The 20,531-nt window shown below is 68.5% G+C and carries 22 protein-coding genes; 7 read left to right on the top strand and 15 right to left on the bottom strand.

Annotated elements, in window-relative coordinates; translation table 11 throughout:
- Window positions 1-48 precede the first annotated feature (48 nt).
- Complete coding sequence (locus ACIBTM_RS11020) at window positions 49-1,032, bottom strand: zinc-dependent alcohol dehydrogenase family protein (protein ID WP_395876325.1); 984 nt, start codon at window positions 1,030-1,032, stop codon at window positions 49-51.
- A 123-nt stretch (window positions 1,033-1,155) separates the two neighbouring features.
- Here ACIBTM_RS11020 and ACIBTM_RS11015 point away from each other — a divergent pair, with 123 nt between their 5' ends.
- Complete coding sequence (locus tag ACIBTM_RS11015) at window positions 1,156-1,527, top strand: winged helix-turn-helix transcriptional regulator (RefSeq protein WP_395876324.1); 372 nt, start codon at window positions 1,156-1,158, stop codon at window positions 1,525-1,527.
- 32 nt (window positions 1,528-1,559) lie between these two features.
- Here the strand turns inward: ACIBTM_RS11015 and ACIBTM_RS11010 are convergent, their stop codons facing one another.
- Both ACIBTM_RS11010 and ACIBTM_RS11005 read right to left on the bottom strand, forming a co-directional pair.
- Window positions 1,560-2,804, bottom strand: coding sequence for a DUF445 domain-containing protein (locus ACIBTM_RS11010; protein ID WP_395876323.1), 1,245 nt, complete (start codon window positions 2,802-2,804; stop codon window positions 1,560-1,562).
- Window positions 2,805-2,811: 7 nt separating this feature from the next.
- Complete coding sequence (locus ACIBTM_RS11005; protein WP_395876322.1) at window positions 2,812-3,594, bottom strand: Abi-alpha family protein; 783 nt, start codon at window positions 3,592-3,594, stop codon at window positions 2,812-2,814.
- 89 nt (window positions 3,595-3,683) lie between these two features.
- Here ACIBTM_RS11005 and ACIBTM_RS11000 point away from each other — a divergent pair, with 89 nt between their 5' ends.
- Complete coding sequence (locus ACIBTM_RS11000; protein ID WP_395876321.1) at window positions 3,684-4,607, top strand: maleylpyruvate isomerase family mycothiol-dependent enzyme; 924 nt, start codon at window positions 3,684-3,686, stop codon at window positions 4,605-4,607.
- Here ACIBTM_RS11000 and ACIBTM_RS10995 read toward each other — a convergent pair.
- Complete coding sequence (locus ACIBTM_RS10995; RefSeq protein ID WP_395876320.1) at window positions 4,570-4,968, bottom strand: pyridoxamine 5'-phosphate oxidase family protein; 399 nt, start codon at window positions 4,966-4,968, stop codon at window positions 4,570-4,572. The genes ACIBTM_RS11000 and ACIBTM_RS10995 overlap by 38 nt on opposite strands.
- Window positions 4,969-5,050: 82 nt before the next feature.
- Here ACIBTM_RS10995 and ACIBTM_RS10990 point away from each other — a divergent pair, with 82 nt between their 5' ends.
- Window positions 5,051-5,980, top strand: coding sequence for an AraC family transcriptional regulator (locus ACIBTM_RS10990; RefSeq protein WP_395876319.1), 930 nt, complete (start codon window positions 5,051-5,053; stop codon window positions 5,978-5,980).
- On the opposite strand, the gene ACIBTM_RS10985 is transcribed toward ACIBTM_RS10990, so the two are convergent.
- From ACIBTM_RS10985 to ACIBTM_RS10970, 4 genes are read right to left on the bottom strand one after another with little or no spacing between them, the layout of a single operon-like run.
- Window positions 5,968-6,324, bottom strand: coding sequence for a lipopolysaccharide assembly LapA domain-containing protein (locus ACIBTM_RS10985; RefSeq protein ID WP_038507764.1), 357 nt, complete (start codon window positions 6,322-6,324; stop codon window positions 5,968-5,970). The two genes, ACIBTM_RS10990 and ACIBTM_RS10985, sit on opposite strands and share 13 nt — an antisense overlap.
- 38 nt (window positions 6,325-6,362) lie before the next feature.
- Window positions 6,363-7,511, bottom strand: coding sequence for a dipeptidase (locus ACIBTM_RS10980; RefSeq protein ID WP_395876318.1), 1,149 nt, complete (start codon window positions 7,509-7,511; stop codon window positions 6,363-6,365).
- A 9-nt stretch (window positions 7,512-7,520) separates the two neighbouring features.
- On the bottom strand, window positions 7,521-8,153 hold the full coding sequence (locus ACIBTM_RS10975) for an alpha/beta hydrolase (RefSeq protein WP_395876317.1): 633 nt from the start codon (window positions 8,151-8,153) through the stop codon (window positions 7,521-7,523).
- Window positions 8,150-9,109, bottom strand: a complete 960-nt coding sequence (locus ACIBTM_RS10970) for a ring-cleaving dioxygenase (protein ID WP_395876316.1) — start codon at window positions 9,107-9,109, stop codon at window positions 8,150-8,152. Before ACIBTM_RS10970 ends, ACIBTM_RS10975 begins: the two co-directional genes overlap by 4 nt.
- 98 nt (window positions 9,110-9,207) lie before the next feature.
- On the opposite strand from ACIBTM_RS10970, the gene ACIBTM_RS10965 reads away from it, so the two are divergent.
- Window positions 9,208-9,669: a MarR family winged helix-turn-helix transcriptional regulator gene (locus tag ACIBTM_RS10965; RefSeq protein WP_395876315.1), complete on the top strand. Its 462-nt coding sequence runs from the start codon at window positions 9,208-9,210 to the stop codon at window positions 9,667-9,669.
- A 169-nt stretch (window positions 9,670-9,838) separates the two neighbouring features.
- Here ACIBTM_RS10965 and ACIBTM_RS10960 read toward each other — a convergent pair whose 3' ends face one another.
- The 4 genes from ACIBTM_RS10960 to ACIBTM_RS10945 are packed head-to-tail and all read right to left on the bottom strand — an operon-like array spanning window position 9,839 to window position 15,066.
- The gene (locus tag ACIBTM_RS10960) at window positions 9,839-11,446 is read right to left on the bottom strand and encodes a benzoate-CoA ligase family protein (protein ID WP_395876314.1); all 1,608 of its coding nucleotides are present in this window, start codon (window positions 11,444-11,446) and stop codon (window positions 9,839-9,841) included.
- A gap of 17 nt (window positions 11,447-11,463) precedes the next feature.
- Window positions 11,464-12,885 (bottom strand): benzoyl-CoA 2,3-epoxidase subunit BoxB, encoded by a 1,422-nt coding sequence (gene boxB, locus ACIBTM_RS10955; RefSeq protein WP_395876313.1) that lies wholly within the window; start codon window positions 12,883-12,885, stop codon window positions 11,464-11,466.
- 7 nt (window positions 12,886-12,892) lie between these two features.
- Entirely contained in the window at window positions 12,893-14,485 is a 1,593-nt protein-coding gene (gene boxC / locus ACIBTM_RS10950) for a 2,3-epoxybenzoyl-CoA dihydrolase (protein ID WP_395876312.1), read from the bottom strand.
- Window positions 14,486-14,523: 38 nt separating this feature from the next.
- Window positions 14,524-15,066 (bottom strand): TetR/AcrR family transcriptional regulator, encoded by a 543-nt coding sequence (locus ACIBTM_RS10945; protein ID WP_395876311.1) that lies wholly within the window; start codon window positions 15,064-15,066, stop codon window positions 14,524-14,526.
- 60 nt (window positions 15,067-15,126) lie between these two features.
- Here ACIBTM_RS10945 and ACIBTM_RS10940 point away from each other — a divergent pair, with 60 nt between their 5' ends.
- Window positions 15,127-15,603, top strand: a complete 477-nt coding sequence (locus ACIBTM_RS10940) for a cupin domain-containing protein (RefSeq protein WP_395876310.1) — start codon at window positions 15,127-15,129, stop codon at window positions 15,601-15,603.
- On the opposite strand, the gene ACIBTM_RS10935 is transcribed toward ACIBTM_RS10940, so the two are convergent.
- Window positions 15,566-15,997, bottom strand: coding sequence for a hypothetical protein (locus ACIBTM_RS10935; RefSeq protein WP_395876309.1), 432 nt, complete (start codon window positions 15,995-15,997; stop codon window positions 15,566-15,568). The two genes, ACIBTM_RS10940 and ACIBTM_RS10935, sit on opposite strands and share 38 nt — an antisense overlap.
- Window positions 15,998-16,185: 188 nt before the next feature.
- Here ACIBTM_RS10935 and ACIBTM_RS10930 point away from each other — a divergent pair, with 188 nt between their 5' ends.
- Together ACIBTM_RS10930 and ACIBTM_RS10925 are read left to right on the top strand one after the other, a co-directional pair.
- Window positions 16,186-18,087: an ABC transporter ATP-binding protein gene (locus ACIBTM_RS10930; RefSeq protein ID WP_395876308.1), complete on the top strand. Its 1,902-nt coding sequence runs from the start codon at window positions 16,186-16,188 to the stop codon at window positions 18,085-18,087.
- Between the two features lie 13 nt (window positions 18,088-18,100).
- Complete coding sequence (locus ACIBTM_RS10925) at window positions 18,101-18,985, top strand: alpha/beta fold hydrolase (protein WP_395876307.1); 885 nt, start codon at window positions 18,101-18,103, stop codon at window positions 18,983-18,985.
- Here the strand turns inward: ACIBTM_RS10925 and ACIBTM_RS10920 are convergent.
- A complete protein-coding gene (locus ACIBTM_RS10920; protein ID WP_395876306.1) occupies window positions 18,966-19,727 on the bottom strand; it encodes a 2-keto-4-pentenoate hydratase in 762 nt (253 codons plus the stop codon). The genes ACIBTM_RS10925 and ACIBTM_RS10920 overlap by 20 nt on opposite strands.
- Window positions 19,724-20,521 (bottom strand): 2-keto-4-pentenoate hydratase, encoded by a 798-nt coding sequence (locus tag ACIBTM_RS10915; RefSeq protein WP_395876305.1) that lies wholly within the window; start codon window positions 20,519-20,521, stop codon window positions 19,724-19,726. The genes ACIBTM_RS10920 and ACIBTM_RS10915 overlap by 4 nt, the downstream gene beginning before the upstream one ends.
- Window positions 20,522-20,531: the final 10 nt, after the last annotated feature.

Below are 20,531 nucleotides of genomic sequence, written 5' to 3'. Positions count from 1 at the left end.
CGGTGTACCGCCGATGGTGCGCCCGTAAGGGCAACCGGGACGGTGGCCTCAGTCCACGGTGAGCACGATCTTCCCGAACTGCCGGTTCGATTCCAGATACCGGTGCGCTTCGACGACGTCGTCGAGACGGAAGGTGCGGTCGACCCGGGATCGGAACGACCCCGCACGCACGCCGGCGCGGATGAAGGCGTTGGCTCGGCGGAGCCGTTCGGGATTCATCGTGATACCGAAGGCGTTGAACATCCGCATGGTCGGCGCGAACCACAGCGGGAACGGCGTTTCCTTGGTGTCCAGTGCGCCGTAGACGACGATCGCGCCGCCTTCCGCGGTCGCCTCGGACAGCTTGCGCACACCTTCCCCCGCGATGGCGTCGAAGACCAAGTCGGCTCCGCGGCCGCCGGTATAGGCCTTGGTGCGTTCGACGACGTCCTCCTCGGTCGTGACGATCACGTGCGCCGCACCGGCTTCGTACAGCCGTTCCGTCTTCGCGGGGGTGCGGGTCGTCGCGATCGTCGTCGCGCCGATGTGGTTGGCGACCTCGATAGCGGCCAGCGCCGTCCCGCTCGAGGCCGCGGTGATCAGCACGGTGTCGCCCGCCCGCACCTTGCCCTCGTCGATGATCGCGCCATAGCCGGTGAGCAGCGAACCCCACATCGCGACGGCATCGACCGGGCCGAGCCCGTCGGGCCGGTGCAGCGTGGCGCTCGCCGGGACGATCGCCTGCTCGCCGTAGACCCCGTATTCCTTCTGGGAGAAGCCCGCGATCGTGGTGACCAGGTCGCCCTTCTCGAAGCCCTCGACGTCCGGGCCGACCGCGTCGACGACACCCGCCGAGGTGTAGCCGAGTTTCGCCGGGAAGTTCTCGGCCCGCTCGAAGTAGTAGCCGCCGCGGAACATCGCTTCGGCGCGGTTGAGGCCGATCGCCTCGATCGAGATCCGCACCTCGCCGGGTCCCGGCTCGCCGATCTCGACGTCCATGACCTCCAGCACCTCGGGCCCGCCCTCGGTGCGGAACCGTACAGCCTTGCTCATTCTCATCCCCTTGAGTCGGTTACGACTTGTAACGGGGGACATCGTCTGTCACGATCGGATCCGCCGGAAGACGGCACTTTCCTGTGACGACGGAACAAGCCTGTTACGAACGAGGTCAACGCGATGAGCGACGCCGAAGATTTTTCCGCCGAGGAGCCCTGCTCGCTGCGCGAGGTGCTCGGGCTGGTCGGCGACAAGTGGACGATGCAGATCCTGGTGCGGCTCACCGACGGGCCACGACGGTTCAGCGAACTCGAACACGGCATCGAGGGGATCAGCCGCCGGATGCTCGCGCTGACGCTGCGGAACCTGGAGCGCAACGGCCTGGTGACCCGGACGGTCTACGCGGAGGTCCCGCCGCGCGTCGAGTACGCGATCACGGAACACGCCGCCGAACTCGACGCGCCACTGCACGCGCTTTCGGCGTGGGCGGCCAAGCACCGGTCGATCGTGGGCCAAGCGCGTCGCGCCTACGACGCCACGAAAGCCTCCTAGCCTCCGCATTTCGTCCTCTGAATGCGGGGGTGTCAGGCGGCGAAGTGCTCCAGCAGGAGGACCTGCGCCTCACCGACGGCGAAGCCCAGGACCGCGCCGGTCGCGATCAGGATCCATTCGTCCTGTTGGAAGGCGGGCCGCAGCAGTCCCTCGAATTCGCGCGGCGACAGCTCCTTCATCTTCGTCACCAGCACGTTCCGGATGTCCATCGCGTCGGTCGCGTAGTTCTCGATGTACCGCATGGTCTCCGGCAGCTTGTCCATGATCTTCTCGGCGATGTTCAGCTTCATGTCCTGGTACCGCCTGCTGCCGACGGCGAACACCACCAGCGGTTTCCCGACGCCGACGCGGCGCCCGAGCTGTGCGTCGAGCTGCCGTTGGATGAGCCCGAGCACCCGGTCCGACAGCGGGCCGCGCAGCACCGCCTCGATCACGTTGTGCGGGGTGATGATCTCCTTCGCGATCAGCGCGCCGTACGCCTCCGCGACCTCGCCGCGGCGTTTCAGGAACAGGCCCTGCCAGCGCACCCCGAAATACCGGCGCTCCTCGATCGGATAGAAGATCATCCGCAGCGCCAGCCAGTCGGTGAACCAGCCGGTGAAGAGCCCGAACAACGGCATGATCAGCGGGAACTTGAACAGCACCCACGCGATCATCTGGATGACGCCGATGAGCCCGCCGAAGAAGATGCCGGAGCGGGCGATGAACTTGAACTCCTTGTCGCCTGCTTCCTGGAAGATCCGGTTCAGCAGCCGTTTGTCCTTGACCAGTGCGGTGACCACCATGCCCTTGAGGTCGAACACACTGTCCACATCGGACTTGATCAGCTCAAGCACGGCCGCGACCATCCGCGGCGTCTCGGCCTGGACGCGCTGGATCACCAGCCGCTGCATCCCCACCGGCAGCGATTCCCACAGCCCCGGCTGGTAGTGGGCGGCGACGTCGCGCACGATGTCCTCGACGGCGGCCTGGAGCGGTTTTTCGATCTCCTTGGCGATTCTCTGCGGATCGAGCCGGGCGACGACCTCCGCCGGTTTGATCAGCTGCTCGGTCATCGTGTCGCAGGCGATACTCGCCATCCGCGCGGCGCGTTTGGGCACGATGCCCTGCCAGCCGAGGAAGGGTTTGATCCCGATGAACTCGACCGGCTGGAACATCATCCGGATCGCGACGAGTTTGGTGGTGTAGCCGATCAGGGCGGCGACGATCGGGATGGAGACGTAGAGCGGCCAGTGTTCACCGAAGTCGGCGAGGATCCCGTCGAGGAACGCACCCATGCCGGTGTCAACCGGCGCTCGGGTCGCAGGCCTGCCAGAACTGGGCGCCGAGCCGGGAAATGTGGACCGTGCGTTTGACGAACTTGACCCGTTTCACCGACTTCTCCGCCTCGCGGACGGTCTCGTCGGTCAGCAGGATCTCGTACTGCGTCTCCAGCGCCGGTACCTCTTCGTCCAGCTCGACCAGGCCGAGCCCGATCAGCCTGGTGAGGTAGCCGGGCACCTGGTCGGGCAGCGACACCCCGGCCGCCTTGCCGACGGTGGAGGCGTTGCGCAGCACGAACCGTCCGGCGGCGCCGAGGCTCGTCCGCTCCGCGACGTCGACGGCGGGGAACGGCGAGCCGTCGGAGAGCGCGGAAAGGATGCGGGCCTCGTCCGGCGTGAGCTGCCGCAGGATGATCGCGTAGAGGTACTCACGCGCCCGCTCGCGGCCGAAGCCGATCGAGTGGTTGAGCAGCTCGGCCATCGCGGCGCGGAGCGGTTCGAGCTGGGCACGGGTGTGCACGAGGGTGATGGTGGCCTCGACCGGCCGGGAGCCGTTGGTGTCGGGCCGGTTCATCGCGGACGCGGCGGTGAGCGCGGCGTGGTACGGGTCGTCGACCTCGTCGAGACGGCGGCGCAGCTCCGAAAGCAGCTGCCGCTCGCCTTGTTTGACGATCTGTTCGGCGATCTCGACGCCGGGGAGTTTGCGGGTGAATTCGAAGCCCGTGCGTGCGGCCCAGCCCGCCAGCTGTCCCGCGCGTTTGGCGAAAGCGGCCAGGTCTTCGCCGGTGGGTCGATCGTTGCTCACGGGCACTCCCCTCGCGTTCGCGCTGATGCTACCTGCGAGTAGGCCGAATGGCCGAAATTGTGATCGACGAGGGTGTTTGGATAGTCACCATGAGCTTCACGCGCTGGGGTCCGCCGATCGACGTCCTCCCGCTGTTCGCGCGGGAGGAGCAGGCTCTGCTCGACGTGCTGACCGGGCTGGACGCGGATCAGTGGGCCGCGCCGACGGTGTGCACGGGCTGGACGGTGCACGATCTCGCCGCTCACATCCTTGGCGACAAACTCGGCAGGCTGTCCCGCGACCGTGACGGCTACCGGACGACGGCACCCCGCGAGGGCGAGCGGTTCGGGGACTTCATCGACCGGATCAACGACGAATGGGTGGTCGCGTGCCGGCGGCTGTCCCCCGAAGTGCTGTTCGCGATGCTGGTGGACAGCACCTCTCAGATCGCGGAGATGTGGGGCCGTGCCGACCTCGACGCCGTCGGCGATCCGGTGAGCTGGGCGGGGGACGAGCCCGCGCCGGCGTGGCTCGACGTCGCCCGCGAGTACACCGAGTTCTGGGTGCACCAGCAGCAGATCCGCGAGGCCCTCGGCGCCCGGATGCTGGACGATCCGGATTTCCGCGGACCGGTGGTCGACACCTTCATGCGAGCGCTGCCGCACACCCTGCGTGACGTCGACGCCCGCGTCGGCAGGCAGGTCGCCTACACCGTCACCGGCCAGGGCGGCGGGAAGTGGACGGCGCGGCGGACCGCGGACGGCTGGGAACTCGGCCGCGTCGCGCCGACGTCACGAGCGCCGCTGGCCTCGGTGACGACGGACGCGGACACCTTCTGGCGGCTGTGCACCCGGAACCCGGCGGACCGCGACCGGGTCACCGCCGAGGGCGACGAAAGCGTTTGCGCAGCCGTGCTCGGGATGACGTCGATCATCACATCAGCGTCTGTGGGTGAACCCGCTCGGTCACTTTCAGGTTCCATCTTCAGCTCCGCCATCACATCAGGTAGCGGCTCACCCTCTCCGGCCGAATGACGAGCCGCACCAGATCGAGGGTCTGGATCCCGGCGAGCTCGCCCGCGTGAGCCGGGTCTTCGAGGTCCCAGTAGCGCTCGGCGAGCCGGGCGGCCAGCTCCTGCGCGCCGCCGGGTTCCACCGTGGCGCGGCCGGAGACGGAGACCCAGCGCTCTCGTTCGCCGACCGGCGCGGCCACGATGATCGACGCGCGGGGATCGCCGTCCAGCCGTCGCACCTTCGGCGATTCCCGGGGTGTGAACAGCTGGATCGCGCCTTCGCCGGTGGCCTCGAACCACACCGGCCGGACCGGGCCGTCGGCCACGGTCAGGAAGCCGTGCAGGGGGCGGCGGAGGAATTCGAGGTCGTCGGGAGTCAGCATGCGCTTGATTCAATACGGCGAATCCGGACGTGCCCATAGGTGAAAGGCCGGATCGCCTGTCCATTCGTCTAACCTCGGCCGCGTGGACGTGTTCAGTGACCTGATCCGCGGGGTGCGCTCGCACGGTTCGTTGTTCGGCAGTACGACGCTGTCCCCGCCGTGGGCACTGCACTTCGTGGACGGCGCGCCGCTGACCCTGTGCGCCGTGCTCACCGGCGCGGGCTGGATCGTGCCGGAGGACGGGCCGCCCGAGCCGCTTCGCGCGGGCGAGACGGTCATCGTGCGCGGACCCGCGACGTTCACCTTCGTCGACGAGGTCGGCACTTCGGCCGAACCGCTCGCGTGCGGCGAGCACTGCGTGACGCCCGAACAGGGCGGGACCCGGCACCGGCGCGGCTGGGTCGACGACCCCGGCGGCGAGACGACCTTGATCGTCGGCGCGTACCCGGTGCGCGGCGAGATCGGCCGTCCGCTGCTGGACGCGCTGCCCGTCGTGCTGCGGGTGGACGCCGGGGGCGCGGGCGACCCGGTCCTGGAGCACCTCGCCGCCGAAGCCGCCGTCGACGCGCCGGGGCAGCAGGTGGTCCTCGACCGGCTGCTCGACTGGATGCTGGTCTGTTCCCTGCGGGAGTGGTTCGACCGGCCGGGCGGTGCGCCCCCGGCATGGTGGGCCGCGCAGCGGGATCCGGTGGTGGGCGACGCGCTGCGCCTGCTGCACGCGGAACCGGCGGCACCGTGGACGGTCGGCTCGCTGGCCGCGCGGGCCGGGGTTTCGCGCTCGACGCTGGCCAAACGGTTCGCCGATCTGGTCGGTGAACCGCCGCTGACCTATCTCACCCGCTGGCGGATGACGCTCGCCGCGGATCTCCTCACCGGCAAGGAGTCCGCGACCATCTCGGATATCGCCCGCACCGTCGGCTACTCCGACGCCTTCGGGTTCAGCGCGGCGTTCAAACGCGTGCGGGGCGTCAACCCCAGCGAGTTCCGGCGGGACGTCCCTCAGCGCAGCTGATGCCGGGACTTCTTGGCCTGCTTGCGCAACTGCAGGATCCGGGCGCCGCCGACGAGCGCGACCAGCGCGCCGCCGGCGATCACCGAGAACAGCATCGCGACCGCCAGCGGCATGCTGCCGGACATGCCGAGGAAGTGGACGGTGGCGGTGTCCTGGTTCTGCAGGATGAACACGAGCAGGAACACCAGCACGATCAACGCCACGATGACGGCGATCCAGGTGCCGCTCACCCGTGTCCGTTTGAGTTTCGGGCCGGCCTCGAACTTTCCGCTGTGTCGTGCGCCGCCCGCGGTCTCGGGCGGCCTGACGGGAACCTCGGCGGTGCCTTCCTCCGGCTGCGTCATGCTGGACAGTGTCCGCCGAAGCGGGCTTGATCGCGCTCTCAAGCGTCCGAACGGGTGACCTCGTCCGCCGCGCGCAGCACGCGCAAGGTGTTCTTCCCGGCCAGCTTCGCGCAGTCCTCTTCGCTCCAGCCGCGTTCCAGCAGCGCGGCGAACAGCACCGGGTACTTCGAAACGTCTTCGAGGCCTTCGGGCAGCGTCGCGACTCCGTCGTAGTCGCCGCCGAGTCCGATGTGGTCGACACCGGCCACTTCGCGCGCGTGCTCGATGTGCGCGACGACGTCGTCGATGCCCGCCTTCGGCCTTTCGGGACCGCCTCGCTCCTCGGTGAACTTCGTGCGCTGGTCGATGTTCCGGTAGTCCTTGCCCGCGGCTTCCATGTCCAGGCGCAGCTGGTCGCCCCATTCGGAGACCTTCGGCGAGATGAAGCCCGGCACGAACGTCACCATCGCGACGCCGTCCTTCGCCGCCAGGGTTTCCAAGACGTCGTCGGGGATGTTGCGGGGATGGTCGTTGACCGCGGTGCAGGAGGAATGGCTGAAGATCACCGGCGCGGAGCTGACCTCCAGCGCGGCGCGCATGGTGCTCGGCGCGACGTGCGAAAGATCGACCAGCATGCCGATCTTGTTCATCTCGCGGACGACGTCGCGGCCGAAGTCGGTGAGCCCGCCGTGCTCGGGTTCGTCGGTGCCGGAGTCGGCCCAGGTGGTGTTGTAGTTGTGCGTCAGCGTCATGTAGCGGACGCCGAGGCGGCGCAGGATCCTCAGCACACCAAGGGATTCGGCGATGCTGTGGCCGCCTTCGGCGCCCAGCAGCGAAGCGATCTTGCCGTCGCGGAACGCGGCTTCGGCCTGGTCGGCGGTGTCCACGAGGGCCAGTCGATCGGGGTATCGCTCGGCCATCTGGTGCACGATCTCGATCTGTTCGAGGACCGCCGTCACCGCGCTGTGCCCCTCGAACTGGCAAGGCACGTAGACGGACCAGAACTGCATCCCGAGCCTGCCCTCGGCGAGCTTCGGGAAATCGGTGTGGAGATGCGGCTGGCGGACCGTGAGATCCGTGCCTGCCACGGCCTCGACCGGATCCGGCCCGGTCGTCACCCGCAACTCCCATGGCAGATCGTTGTGCCCGTCCGCGAGGAGGACCCTGTCGAGCAGGGCCTGGGCGCGGACGAGGTCCCCGTTAGTCATCGGACGATTTTACGTTCGCGTGCTTTGCTCTCCGCGCCGCCCGTTGAGCCACCCCGCGGCCGCTACCAAACCGTTGCCGGTGACCTGGTGCCCGCCGGGATGCCGGTGGGCGACGACGTCCGCGCCGCGTTCGCGCAGGTCACGGACGAGTGACTCGGCCGAACCCAGTGGCGCCATCGGATCGTGCTCGCCGTTCGACAGGAACACCCGCGTGCCGGACAGGTCTTCGCGTGGCGGGGAAGGAAGCGGTGACATCGCCGCGAACAGCGCGGACTCCCGGACGGCGTCCGGGCGGAGCAGGGTCGTCGCGGCGGCGATGTTGGCGCCGTTGGAGAACCCGATGGCGACGAGCCGCCGGTCGCCGAGGCCGTACTCCTCGCGCGAGGCGAGGACGAAATCGGCCAGCTGGTTCGCGCGGAAGACGACGTCCTCGTGGTCGAAGACGCCCTCGGCCAGCCGTCGGAACCACCGCGCCGCACCGTGTTCCGACACCGGCCCGGCCGGCGCGAGCAGCGCCGACGCCGGGCTCAGCCGCCGGGCGAGCGGCACGAGATCGTCCGGCCCGCCGCCGGTGCCGTGCAGGAGCAGCAGCACCGGCTCGCCGGGCGCGCCTTCGACGTACTTGTGCTCCAGCTCCGTCATCGCGGGTTGTTCTCGCTCGGGAGGTCCAGCTTCGGCAGCATGGCTTCGATGTCCTCGCGTTTGGGCTCCAGCCACGGCGGGAGTTTCAGCGCGCGGCCGAGTTCGAGCAGCGGCTCGTCGATCGCGAAGCCGGGTTCGTCGGTCGCGACCTCGAGCAGGGTGCCGCCCGGCTCGCGGAAGTAGATCGAACGGAAGTACTGACGGTCCAAAATAGACGTCACGTTCACGCCGTCGTCGATGAGTTCGTCGCGCCAGGCGGCCTGGGTCTGTTCGTCCGGCGCGCGCCAGGCGACGTGGTGCACGGTGCCCGCCGCCACCAGCCCGCGCGGGGCGTCGGGCGTCACGAGGACGTCGACGAGCGCGCCGGGGCCGCCCTCACCGGCGGAGAACCGGAGGCGCTCGCCGTCCTGGTGCACGAAGGACAGGCCGAGGCCGTCGGTGAGCATCCCGGCGGTCGCGTCCTCTTTGGACACCGACAACGTGACGGAGTGCAGGCCGCGGATCGCGTGTTCGGCGGGGACGAGCTTCGTGTCCCACGGGTCACGCGGGTCGCCCTGGGGATGCGCGACGAGCGCGAGCTTCAGGCCGTCCGGGTCGGCGAAGGTGAGCGTCTCCTCACCGTCGGAGTTCCGGATCTGGCTCGTTTCGACGCCACTCGCGGCGAGGTGCTGCTTCCACCAGCCGAGCGAAGCCTCCGGCACGGAGAACGACGTCGTGGTCGCCTGGCCGGTGCCGTGACGGCCCTTCGGCGCGTCCTTCCACGGGAAGAACGTCATCAGCGAGCCGGGCTTGCCGGACCCGTCGCCGTAGTAGAGGTGGTACGTGCCTGGGTCGTCGAAGTTCACGGTGGTCTTCACCAGCCGCAGGCCGAGGGCCCGGGTGTAGAAGTCCGCGTTGCGCTGGGGGTCGCCACCGATGGCGGTGACGTGGTGCAGGCCCGAAGTCTTGATCGACATGGTGCCCCTCCTCTGGAGCCGGTGAAGTCAAGCTAACCCGATAACCTCTCGCGCGCAAGATATATTCCTGGAAGAGTTCCTGGTGTACCCTCGCCCGCGTGACAGTGGTGAAGCCGGAGGAACCGAACGACGACGAAGTGGTCACGTGGTGGGGCCTGGTGATCGAGGGCTACCTGGCCACGCAGGACAAACTGATGGGCGAGATCGCCGAACGGTTCGGCCTGGCGCCGGCGTCGTTCGACATCCTGCTGCGGCTCGTGCGCTCACCCGAGCACCGGATGCCGATGACGCGGCTGGCCGTCGAAGCGGCGCTGTCCAGCGGCGGGTTCACCAAGGTCGCGGACCGGCTGGTCGCCGCGGACCTGATCTGCCGCGTGCCCAGCCCGGACGATCGCCGGGTCACGTTCGCGGCGCTCACCGAGCACGGCCTCGACGTCGCGGAAAAGGCGCGGGCCGCGTGCGCGGAGATCCTGCGGCGCATCGTTCTGACTCCGCTCGGTGACGACGCGCACTCGCTCGCCGAAGCCATGCGGACCCTCCGCTCCGTCAACGGCTCCTGAGTTCCGCCTTCAATCACGCGTGTTCGCCGCTCGATCACGCGTGTCGTCCCTCTGATCACACGTGCCGTCCATCCAGTCACATCGGCTCGGCGTGCCGCATCGGCGAACTCGCGTGATCAGACGGCGCACTCGCGTGATTGGAGGGACGACACACGTGATCAGGCGGACGTCAGCCGGGGAGAGGTGAAGCGGGATCGGGCTGGTAGGCCCGGACCTCGTACATGTCCCGCACCAGTTCCCGGATGACGTTGCGCCGGATCTTCCCGGTCGCCGTCTTCGGCAGTTCGCCCAGCTCGACGATGCCCCGCGGCCGTTTGAACGACGCCAGCCCGGCCCGGCAGAACTCGATCAGCTCGTCCGGGTCGAGCCGGCACCCTGGCACGCCGACCACGCACGCGACCGGCTTCTCGATGCCGTCGGCGTCGAAGGCGGCCACCACCGCGACCTCGGCGACCGCCGGATGTTGCCGCAGCCTGTCCTCGACCTCGGTCGGCGAAACCCAGATCCCGCCTGGTTTCAGCATGTCGTTGAAACGCCCCAGACAGGTGTAGGTGCCGTCGGCGTTGCGCACGAAGCTGTCGCCCGTCCGCAGCCACTCGCCCTGGAAGACCTGCTTCGTCGTCTCGTACCGGGCCCAGTACCCGGTCGCGATCGACGGTCCGGCGACGAACAGCTCGCCGGGCTGCCCGGTCGGCACCGGCTCGCCGTGTTCGTCACGCAACGCGATCTCATAGCCCGGTACCGGCGTCCCGGTACTGCCGGGGCGGACCTGGCGCGGCCGGTTGGACAGGAAGATGTGCAACGCCTCGGTCGAGCCGATCCCGTCGAGGATCTCGACGCCGAACCGGTCGCGAAACCGTTCGTACAGCACGGCGGGCAGCGGTTCGCCCGCCGAAACCGCTTGGCGCACCGAGGCGAACGTGTCGTCGGGGATGTCGCTGGCGAGCAGCGCGGCGTAGAAGGTCGGAACGGCGAAGAACAACGTCGGCCGCTCCGCGCGGGCCCTGGCGGCGATCAGTCCCGGGGTCGGCCTCGCCGGTTCGAGCAGTGCCGTCCCGCCCGCCGCGAGCGGGAAGAACGCCGAATTCCCCAAGCCGTAGGCGAAGAACAGCTTCGGCACGGAGAGGAACCGGTCGTTCGGCCCGATGTCCAGCACGCCACGCGCATACGTCTCGCAGACCGCCCGGATACCCGCGTGCCGGTGCATCGCACCCTTCGGCTTACCCGTGGTCCCCGAGGTGTACAGCCAGAGCGCCGGCGAGTCCTCCCAGGTCGGCGCCGGTTCGAACCCGATGTCGTCCACTGTGGACAGGTCGCCCCACTGGTGCACGCGGATGCCGGGCGGCAGTTCGGCCGCCTTCGCCCTGTCCAGCACGACGTCGGTGACCTCCGGCGCCAGCCCGAGCGCGACCGTCGCCTGCGCGGCGAACTCGCCGGAGACGCACAGGACCCTGGCCCGGGAATCGGCGAGCATCTTGCCGAGGTCCAGTCCGGTGACCATGGTGGACACCGGCACCGCGACCGCTCCGGCCAGCATCGCGCCGAGGATCCCGGTGAGCAGTTCGACGTCGTCGGCCATGCAGAACAGGACCCGTTCCTCCGGACGGACGCCGATCGCCTTCAGCCCCGCCGCGACCCGGCGCGTTTCGGCCGCCAGCCCCGCATAGGTGAGACTTCGCCTCGGGGAAACGACCGCGTCCTTCGCGCCCCGCCCTTCCGCCAAATGCCGGTCGAGCAGGTAGCTCGCCGCGTTGAACCCGGTAGCAGCAGCGGTCACGGGCGCACCTCTATCGCTCAGCTCAGGTAAACGTATTCGTAGTCGAACGGTTTCCCATTGATGCCCTGGCGTGGCGGCGCCACCCAGCTCGCGATCTTTCCTCGCTCGTACACCGGGTGCATCAGCGATCGGACGAAGGTCAGGTCTTCGGGAGTGGGCAGCCACTTGCGTTTGCCGGCCAGCCAGGTCCGCTCGTCGACAACGGTGCCGTCGGGCGTCACATGGTGGCCGGAGTTTATGCCGACTTCGCGATTGAATCCAGGGTGCGGGAGGACGAATCGAAAGTCGATGCCCGCCTCGTCCAGGATCTTGTTCCAGCGGTTGACCCCGGTCTGGCAGTCGGCGCGGTACTCCTCCCGCAGGTCGAGGTTCAGCAGCAGGATGGCCGCGTGTTCCTCGCTCTCCCAGGTGCCGTCGGCTTTCGGCCGGGACAGCGATCCGGCGGCGTCGGTGAGCTTGTGGTCGTCCTTGCGGCGGGGCTCCTGCCAGCGGCCTTTCAGCCCGGCGGTGTAGTAGTTCGCCGCGTTGGTCGACGTCTCCCCGCCGAACAGGTCGAGCGAGACGGTGTAGTGGAAGTTGAGGTAACGCTGGATCACGTCCAGCGGGATCCCGCCGTGCCCGGCGATGTCGAAGGTGTCGTGCTCGCGGATCAGCTCGGCACTGCGGGTGACCACCCTGTCGACCCCCGTGGTGCCGACGAACATGTGGTGCGCCTCTTCCTTGAGCATGAATTCACAAGTTCTGGAAAGCGGGTCGAAGCCGCTTTCCTTGAGGGTGCCGAGCTGATATTTGCCATCGCGATCGGTGAAATAGGTGAACATGTAGAACGCGAGCCAATCCGCGGTCTCCTCATTGAAGGCGCCGAGTATCCGCGGGGCATCCGGACTTCCGGAATTCCGGAGCAGCAATCCTTCCGCCTCGTCGCGGCCTTCGCGGCCGAAGTAGGCGTGCAGCAGATACACCATCGCCCAGAGATGACGGCCTTCTTCGACATTGACCTGGAAAAGGTTCCGCAGGTCGTAGAGGCTCGGCGCGGTGAGGCCCAGCAATTTCTGCTGTTCGACCGAAGCGGGTTCGGTGTCGCCCTGGATGACGATGAGCCGCTGCAGGTCGGCGCGATATTCGCCGGGAACCTGCTGCCAGGCGGGCTCGCCCTTGTGCTCGCCGAAACCGATGACGCGGTCGGGGTCGGGCTCCGCGAGGAAGATCCCCCACCGGTAGTCGGGCACGTTGACGTGGTCGAAATGCGCCCAGCCGTCCCGCCCGACACTCACCGCGGTACGCAGATAGACCCCCTGCGTCCGCAGCGTGGGGCCCATTTCGCCCCACCAGTCCAGGAACTTCGGCTGCCAGCCCTCCAGCGCCCGCTGGAGGCGGCGATCACCGGAAAGGTCGACGTTGTTGGGGATCCGGGCGTCGTAATCGATCTTGGTGGGCATGCGCTGTTCAAACCCGCTTCCTGTCGAAGACGGCCTTCTGACCGGTACCGTAGCGACGCAGCGCACCCTCGGGACCGGATGCGTTCGGACGAGTGAAAATCCAGTTCTGCCAGGCGGCGAGCCTGCCGAAGATCTTGCTTTCCAGCGTCTCGGGCCCCACGAACCGGTGATTCGCCTCCATCCCGGTCAAGGCGTCCGGACTGAGCGAAGCCCGCCCTTCCAGCGCGATCCGGATCTCGTCCTCCCAATCGAGGTCGTCCGGCGCGTCGGTGACCAGGCCGAGTTCGTTCACTTCCGCCGGGCTCAGCGCCTTGCCTCGCACCTCCGCGAGCCTGGTGACGTGGTCCGGGGCTCCGAAGAAGCGGGATTCGAGGCGTGTCAAGCCGTTGCCCATCGGGAAGCGGCCGAAGTTGGCTTCGGACAACGTGATCGACGCTCGTTCTTCACTGTCTTCGTCATCGATCGGCGGACCGTCCAAGATGTACTGCCGGTCGGCGGCGAGCGCGAGTTCCAGCAGGAGACCGGCGTAGCAGCTTCCCGGCTCGACGAGGGCGATCAGGCTGCGGCTGGTGACGTCCAGCCGCTTCAGCGTCCGCTTGAAGTAGTGGACGATTTCGTTGCTCAGAACGTCTTTCGCGTCGAACACGGCGCGTTCGTGTTCGAGAACCTTCGCCGGATCGCCTTCCGTGCGGAGCACCCACGTGCCGAGTTCGGGTTCGTTGGTCCGCAGGCGGAGGATCGCGTCGTCCAGTTCGCGCGTGACGTCCAGCAGCCAGCCGTCGTCGTCCTCGGGGCCTTTGACGGTGATCGTCGCTTCGGTGTCGCCGCGGACGATGTCGACATAACGATGCGTCAGCGGCTTCAGTTCGACGCCTTCACCGTCGAGCCTCTCGCTCGTCCGCGCGAGCTCCTTCGCCCTGGCCAGTACGGCTTCGCGAAACCCCTGTCGCGGCACGAGTTCGTCGACGAGCCGCCAGTCGACGGCCGTCCGCCCCTTCACCCCGTCGGGACGGGTGGCGAAGACGTCGGCGAGGTCCCGCCGCACGCCGCGTTTGTCGACCACCCGGGTGAGTCCGCCGGTGCCCGGGAGGACACCGAGGAGCGGCACCTCCGGGAGCGCGACGGTCGAGGAGTTGTCGTCGACCAGCAGGATCTTTTCGCAGGCGAGCGCGATCTCGTAGCCGCCGCCGGCGCAGGTGCCGTTGACCGCGGCGACGTAGAGCTGGCCCGAGTGCGCGGCCGCGTCCTCCATGGCGTTCCGGGTCTCATTGGTGAATTTGCAGAAGTTCACCTTCCACTCGTGCGACGACGACGCCAGCATGCGGATGTTCGCGCCGGCGCAGAAGACGTTGTCCTTCGCGCTGGTCACGATGACCACGCGGACTTCGGGATGCTCGAACCGCAGCCGCTGCGTGGCGTCGTACAACTCGATGTCGACGCCGAGGTCGTACGAGTTGAGCTTGAGCTCGTAACCCGGCACGAGGCCGCCGTCCGCGTCGACATCGAGTTCGAGCCACGCGACGTCGCCGTCGGTGGTCAGTTTCCAGTGCCGGTAGCCGCTGGGATGACGTTCGAACGTCACCGATGTGGTCCGCGTCACCCTTCCGATTGTCTACAACGCACTGATAAGCGTCAATGTTATGTAGAAAGTTGGTCACGGAGCAGGTCGAGGAAACGACCCCAGTCGGCACCCTTGCGAATGACCGACGACAGGGCGCCGACCAGGAGGTGGACGTCGGCGACCGTGCAATCCGAACGAAGGAGGCCGGCGGCCTGATCGTGGGCGATGATCTCGGCGACCACGGTCTCGAGGCGTTCGCGCGCGGTGCCGCGCGGCTCGCTCCCCGGCCGCCCGCGTGCCGAGTCGATGGCGGCGGTGAGCCCCCGGTCGCCTGCCAGCAGCTCGCCGACGAACCGGAAATAGCGCTCCAGGCCGCAATCCTCGCCGAAACAGTGCGCCCTCGCGTACTGCTCGATCTCCGCGAACCGGTGTTCCGCCGCGGCCTCGACCAGCGCCTGACGATCCGGGAAGTGCCGGTACACGGTCCCCACGCCGACACCGGCCGCGCGGGCGATCTCCGGCATCTGCACGTCTTCCCCGCCTTCGGCGAACAACGCGCGCGCGGCGTCGATCACCCGCGCCCGGTTGCGCTCCGCGTCCGCTCGCGGCTTGGTTGACAACCCGCCCTCCTCGCGATTAAGTGGAAACGGAGTCCGTTTCCGATTGAAGGGCAGCATAACATGTCGAAGGACCGATTTCTCCTGCTCGAACCCGGCGAGGCCCGCCCCGGCCGCGTGCCGCTGCCGCCCGCGTTCAGTGTCAAGGCGATGACCGAGGACACCGAGACGAGGTTCTCGTTGCTGGAGGTCACCCTCGCCATGGACATCCCACGGCACGTTCACCACGAGGCCGACGAGTGCATCTACGTCCTCGAAGGCGAACTCGGGATCGAATTCGACGACGAGACCCACATCGCGACGAAGGGCACTTTCGTCCTGCTGCCGCGCGGAGTCCCGCACGCTTTGCGCCGCGTCTCCGAGCCGCCCCGGGTCCTCCAGATCTCGTCCCCCGGTGGCTGGGAGCACTACCTGGAAGACCTGTTCGAGGCGGGATCGGCCGTCTTCACCCAAGGCGCGATCGACCCGGCGAAGATCAACCGGGTCGCCGCGCCGCACCACATCACGTATGGGAGCCGACCGCCGCTGGAACGCGGTTGAGTTTCGTCGCCGCCCAGGTCACGAAGGCCCACAGCAGCAGCGCCGCGGCCAGGTCGGTGTAGATCGTGGCGAACCAGAAGGCCGGGATCCGCGGCACGGCGATCAGGAAGTGACCGAGACTCGCGAGCCCGGACAACGAGTAGACCATCAGGAACGCGAGCGCCCGCCAGTAGCGTCCGCGCAGGTAGTCGCGGTAGCCGGCGGCGCCGAACGCGGTGAAGAGGACGTACGCGACGACGACCAAGGTGGCGGCGACCCCGACCGGGATCCCCTCGACCTGTGGATAGTCCGCCGCCCTGACCACGTTGTGCGCGTAGTGCAACGTGGTGGTCAGCAGCGCGAAGGCCAGGATCAGCCGTAGCGCGGTGAGTCCCCGGCTTCGAAGAGCTTCCATGCTCGCCCCCTTGCGACTTGATAGATCGCTCTAGCGAGAGCGTAACGCATGGCGGTGACCTTCCCAAGTACATGAAGGCCCCCTTTCTTGCGCTAGACGCAAGGAAGGGGGCCTTCATGTACTTGGGGCGAACGCCGAGCACCCTTCAGCTCTCGGAAATGTCGGTGGGTGCGCGTAGAGAAGGAGGAGTGCCCGAAGCGACCGTGCCCCTGATCGGGGTCGAGAACCTCAAGATGCCCGAATGGGCCGCGGTCGACGAGACCGTGGCCGAAGCGGGAATGCTCAAGGCCATCCGCACGCTCCCGTCCGCCGTGGCCATCGTGCTGCGGCTGGCCTGGCGGACGTCGCCGCGGCTGACCCTGCTCGCCGGCGTCGTCCACCTGCTTTCCGGTTGTGTCACGGCGTTCGGCCTGCTGGCGACGGCGAACGTGTTCATCGCGTTGCTGGAGAGCGGGCCGACGCCGGAAAGGGTGCTGCAATCGCTGCCCGCGCTGGTGGTCGTCGTCGGCACGTATGCCTTGCGCGCGCTGCTCGACACGGCGGTGGCCGCGGTCGAGGGCGCGCTCCGGCCGCGAGTCGTGACATCGGCGGGCGACGAGGTCACCGCCGCGATGGTCCGGGTGCGGCTGCTGGCCTTCGAGGACGCCGACTTCCGGGAGCTGGCCAGGCAGGGCGCGCGGTACGGGGTCCGGTCGATCGAGATGAGCCTGCGTTGGCTCGCGGATCTGACGTCGGCGCTGATCTCACTGGTCGCCGCGCTGGTGGCGGCTGGCCTGCTCAACCCGTGGCTCGCGCCGGTGCTGCTGCTCGCCGCGGTGGCCGACGGCTGGGCGGCAGCGAAGGTCGCGCGCCTGAACTACCGGCATTATCTCGACACCGTCGGCCGCAACATCCGGAAAGGGATCGTCGAGGAGGTCGCCACCTGGCGGCAATTCGCCCTCGAACGGCACGCCCTCACCCTCCAGGAGCCCCTGCTCCAGGAGTACCGGCGGATCACCGAAAGCCTGATGCGCGAAGAGGTCCGGCTCGCGCATCGCAGCAACATGGTCCGGCTGACCGGGCGCGCGGCGGCCGGGGTGGGCACCGCGATCGCGTATCTGGTGCTCGGTCTCCTGCTCTACAGCGGGCAGATGGAACTCGCCCTCGCCGGGACGGCCGCGCTCGCCATGCGGACGGCGTCGAATTCGCTGTCCATCACGATGCACGCGGTGAACTCCCTGTACGAGGAGTCCTTCTACATCGCGTTCTTCCACCGTCTGCTCGTGGAATCCGAAAAACGCGGGCCGGTGAAGGGCGGGGTCGCCGCTCCTCCGGACCCGGCGGAGATCCGGCTGGACAACGTCGGGTTCACCTATCCCGGCCAGGAAACCCCGGCGCTGCGCGAGGTTTCGCTGACCATCCGGCGCGGCGAGGTGATCGCCCTCGTCGGGGAGAACGGTTCGGGCAAGACCACGCTGGGCAAACTGCTCACCGGGCTCTATCCGCCCTCGGAGGGAAAGGTGTACTGGGACGACGTCGATCTCGCGGGCGCCGATCACGAGTCCGTGCACGCGAACATCGCGGTGATCGCCCAGGATCCCGCCGAATGGCCGATGACCGCGGAGCACAACGTGACCGTCGGCAGGCTCGGCCGGGAAGACCCGGAGCGCGTCGCCTGGCAGGACGCGATCACTTCCTCCGGCGCCGACGAGGTGATCGAATCCTTGCCCGCCAAGGAGAAGACGGTGCTGTCCAAGAAGTTCGACGACGGGCAGGACCTTTCGGGCGGGCAATGGCAGCGGATGGGCATCGCCCGCGGGATCTACCGTGACGCCGCCGTCCTGGTCGCCGACGAGCCGACGGCCGCGCTCGACGCGAAGGCCGAGGCCCGGGTCTTCGCCGGGCTGCGGCACGCGAGTGTTTCGGGGGCGGGCAGGCGCACGACGATCCTGGTGACCCACCGGCTGGCCAACATCCGCTCCGCGGACCGGATCCTGGTGCTGGAGAAGGGACGGCTGATCGAGCAGGGCACGCACGCCGAACTCATCGAGGAAGGAGGGCTCTACCACGAACTTTACGAAATCCAGGCTCGCGCCTATCGCGGCGAGTAGGCACACTGTCGTGATGCCGGAGAAGATCGCCGAAGTGAACGGCATCCAGCTGTGCCACGAGACGTTCGGCTCGCCGGACGGCAGGCCGTTGCTGATGATCATGGGCCTGGCCTCGCAGATGATCTGGTGGGACGACGAGCTCTGCGAGAACCTCGCCGCCGAAGGGTTCTTCGTCATCCGCTACGACAACCGCGACGCCGGCCGGTCCAGCCGGATGACCGGCCGGGTGAACCTGCCGCTCGCGTACACGCTGCGCACGGCGCCGTACTCCTTGGCGGATATGGCGGGCGACGCCGCCGGGCTGCTGACCCAGCTCGGCGTCGCGAGCGCGCACGTCGTGGGTGCGTCGATGGGCGGGATGGTCGCGCAGACGCTGGCCATCGAATATCCGTCGCGGGTGCGGTCACTGACGTCGATCATGTCGACCACCGGCAACCGGTTCGTCGGGCGGCCGAGCGCGAAGGCGATGGCGATGTTGCTTTCGGCGCCTCCTCGCGGCCGCGAGGAGTACGTCGAGCAACTGGTGCGCACGTTCCGCGTGATCGGCTCGCCCGGTTATCCCTTCGACGAGGCCCGGATGCGTGAACGCGCGGAGCGGTCGTTCGAACGTGGCGTCGACCCCGGCGGGACGGCCCGGCAGCTGGCGGCGATCGTTTCGAGCCGGGATCGCTTCCGCGCGTTGCGGAAACTCGACGTGCCCGCGCTCGTCGTGCACGGTTCGAAGGATCCGCTCGTGCACGTTTCCGGCGGCCGGGCGACGGCCCGCGCGCTGCGGGAGTCCGAAATGGACATCGTGCCGGGGATGGGCCACGATCTGCCGCGCGCGATCTGGCCCCGGCTGACGCGCGGTCTGGTCCGGACGGCCGACCGCGCCGACGTCAAGACCCGGCGAGCGTGATCGAGCCCAGATGCGAGAAGTGCGCCGCCACTCGTGAACCCGGGCGCACGTCGACCGCGTCGGTCATCCCGCCGGTGAACACGAGCCAGCCCGGCTCCAGCGCGCGCCCGCGCGCACCGAGGGCGTTGGCCGCCAGCGCCAGCGCTTCCGCCGGATGCCCCAGCACCGCCGCCCCGGTGGCGGTGTCGACGATCGCGCCGTCGACCTCCAGCAGGGCCGCCTCCAGCGAGAGATCCAGCGAAGACGGCTGTGCGCCCACCGGACCGAGCGTGACGTACGCGGAAGAACCGTTGTCCGCCACGGCGTCCGGCAGTTCGAAGCGATAGTCGCGGTAGCGGCTGTCGATGATCTCGACGCCGCCGTAGACCCGGTCCACCGCCGCCATCGCGGTCGCCGCGGTCACGCCCGGCCCCGAAAGACGTTGCCCCAGAACGAAAACCAGTTCCGGCTCGGCACGCGGATGGATCAGGGACGGCACGGGTACCCCGGCGGGGAGCACCATCGCGTCGGTCAGCCACGCGAGCAACGGCGAGTCGATGCCCATGCGCAGCTGCTTCGCTCGCGAGGTCAGGCCGAGTTTGACGCCGATCAGCGTCTCGCCGCGAGCCTGCCTGATCCGGAGCGCCTCGTCCTGGATCGCGTACGCGGTTTCGAGGTCCAGAGCGGGCCACGCGTCGGTCAGTGGTTCGCGTTCTTCCCCGGACAGCAGCGCTTCCGCCGTCTCACGCACATCAAGGCTCACGGCCGTTCCTCCCCGGAGAACTTCGCGGTGACACTGCCGAGCCCCGCCATGGTCGCGACGACGGTGTCGCCGGGACTCACCGGGATCGCCCGCGTCATCGAACCCGGCAGCACGACGTGCCCCGGTTCGAGCGCCACCCCGAGCGGGCCGACCGTGTTCGCGAGCCACACCAGCGCGTTCACCGGCGAGCCGAGTACCGCGCCACCGGCGCCGGTCGCCGCGATCTCGCCGTTCTGGTGCAGGACGCAGCCCGCCAGCCGAAGATCGACGTCGCCGATCGCGGTCGGCCTGCTGCCGAGGACGACACCACCCGAAGACGCGTTGTCCGCGATGGTGTCGACGATGCTGATCTTCCAGTCCCGGATCCGGGAATCGACGATCTCCAGCGCCGGGACGACGAAGTCCACCGCCCGCAGCGCGTCCGCCACCGTGACGCCGGGGCCGCGCAGCCTCGAACCGAGCACGAACGCGATCTCCGGTTCGATCTTCGGCTGCAGGAAACCGCCGATCGGGATCGGCTGGTGTTCGAGGTGGAACATCGAAGCGGTCAGATGGCCGTAGTCGGGCTGGTCGACGCCCATCTGCCGCTGCATGGCGGCGGAGGCGAGGCCGACCTTGTGCCCGCGCACGCCGTCGCCGCGTTCGGCCCAGTGGCGGACGAGCCGCTGCTGAATGCGGTACGCGTCCTCCGGCGTCGCGGCGGGATAGGTCTCGATGAGGGGCGCGATCGGCTTGCCGGTCTCGTACGCGCTGAGCAGCGCGGCCGCGGCCTCCTGCAGCGTGCTGGCGTCCATGGGCTCCTTC

The sequence above is a fragment of the Amycolatopsis sp. NPDC049868 genome, assembly GCF_044461365.1.
Taxonomy (GTDB): Bacteria; Actinomycetota; Actinomycetes; order Mycobacteriales; family Pseudonocardiaceae; genus Amycolatopsis.
The sequence above is the reverse complement of the archived record's forward strand: the minus strand, read 5'-3'. Positions and strand labels throughout refer to the sequence as shown.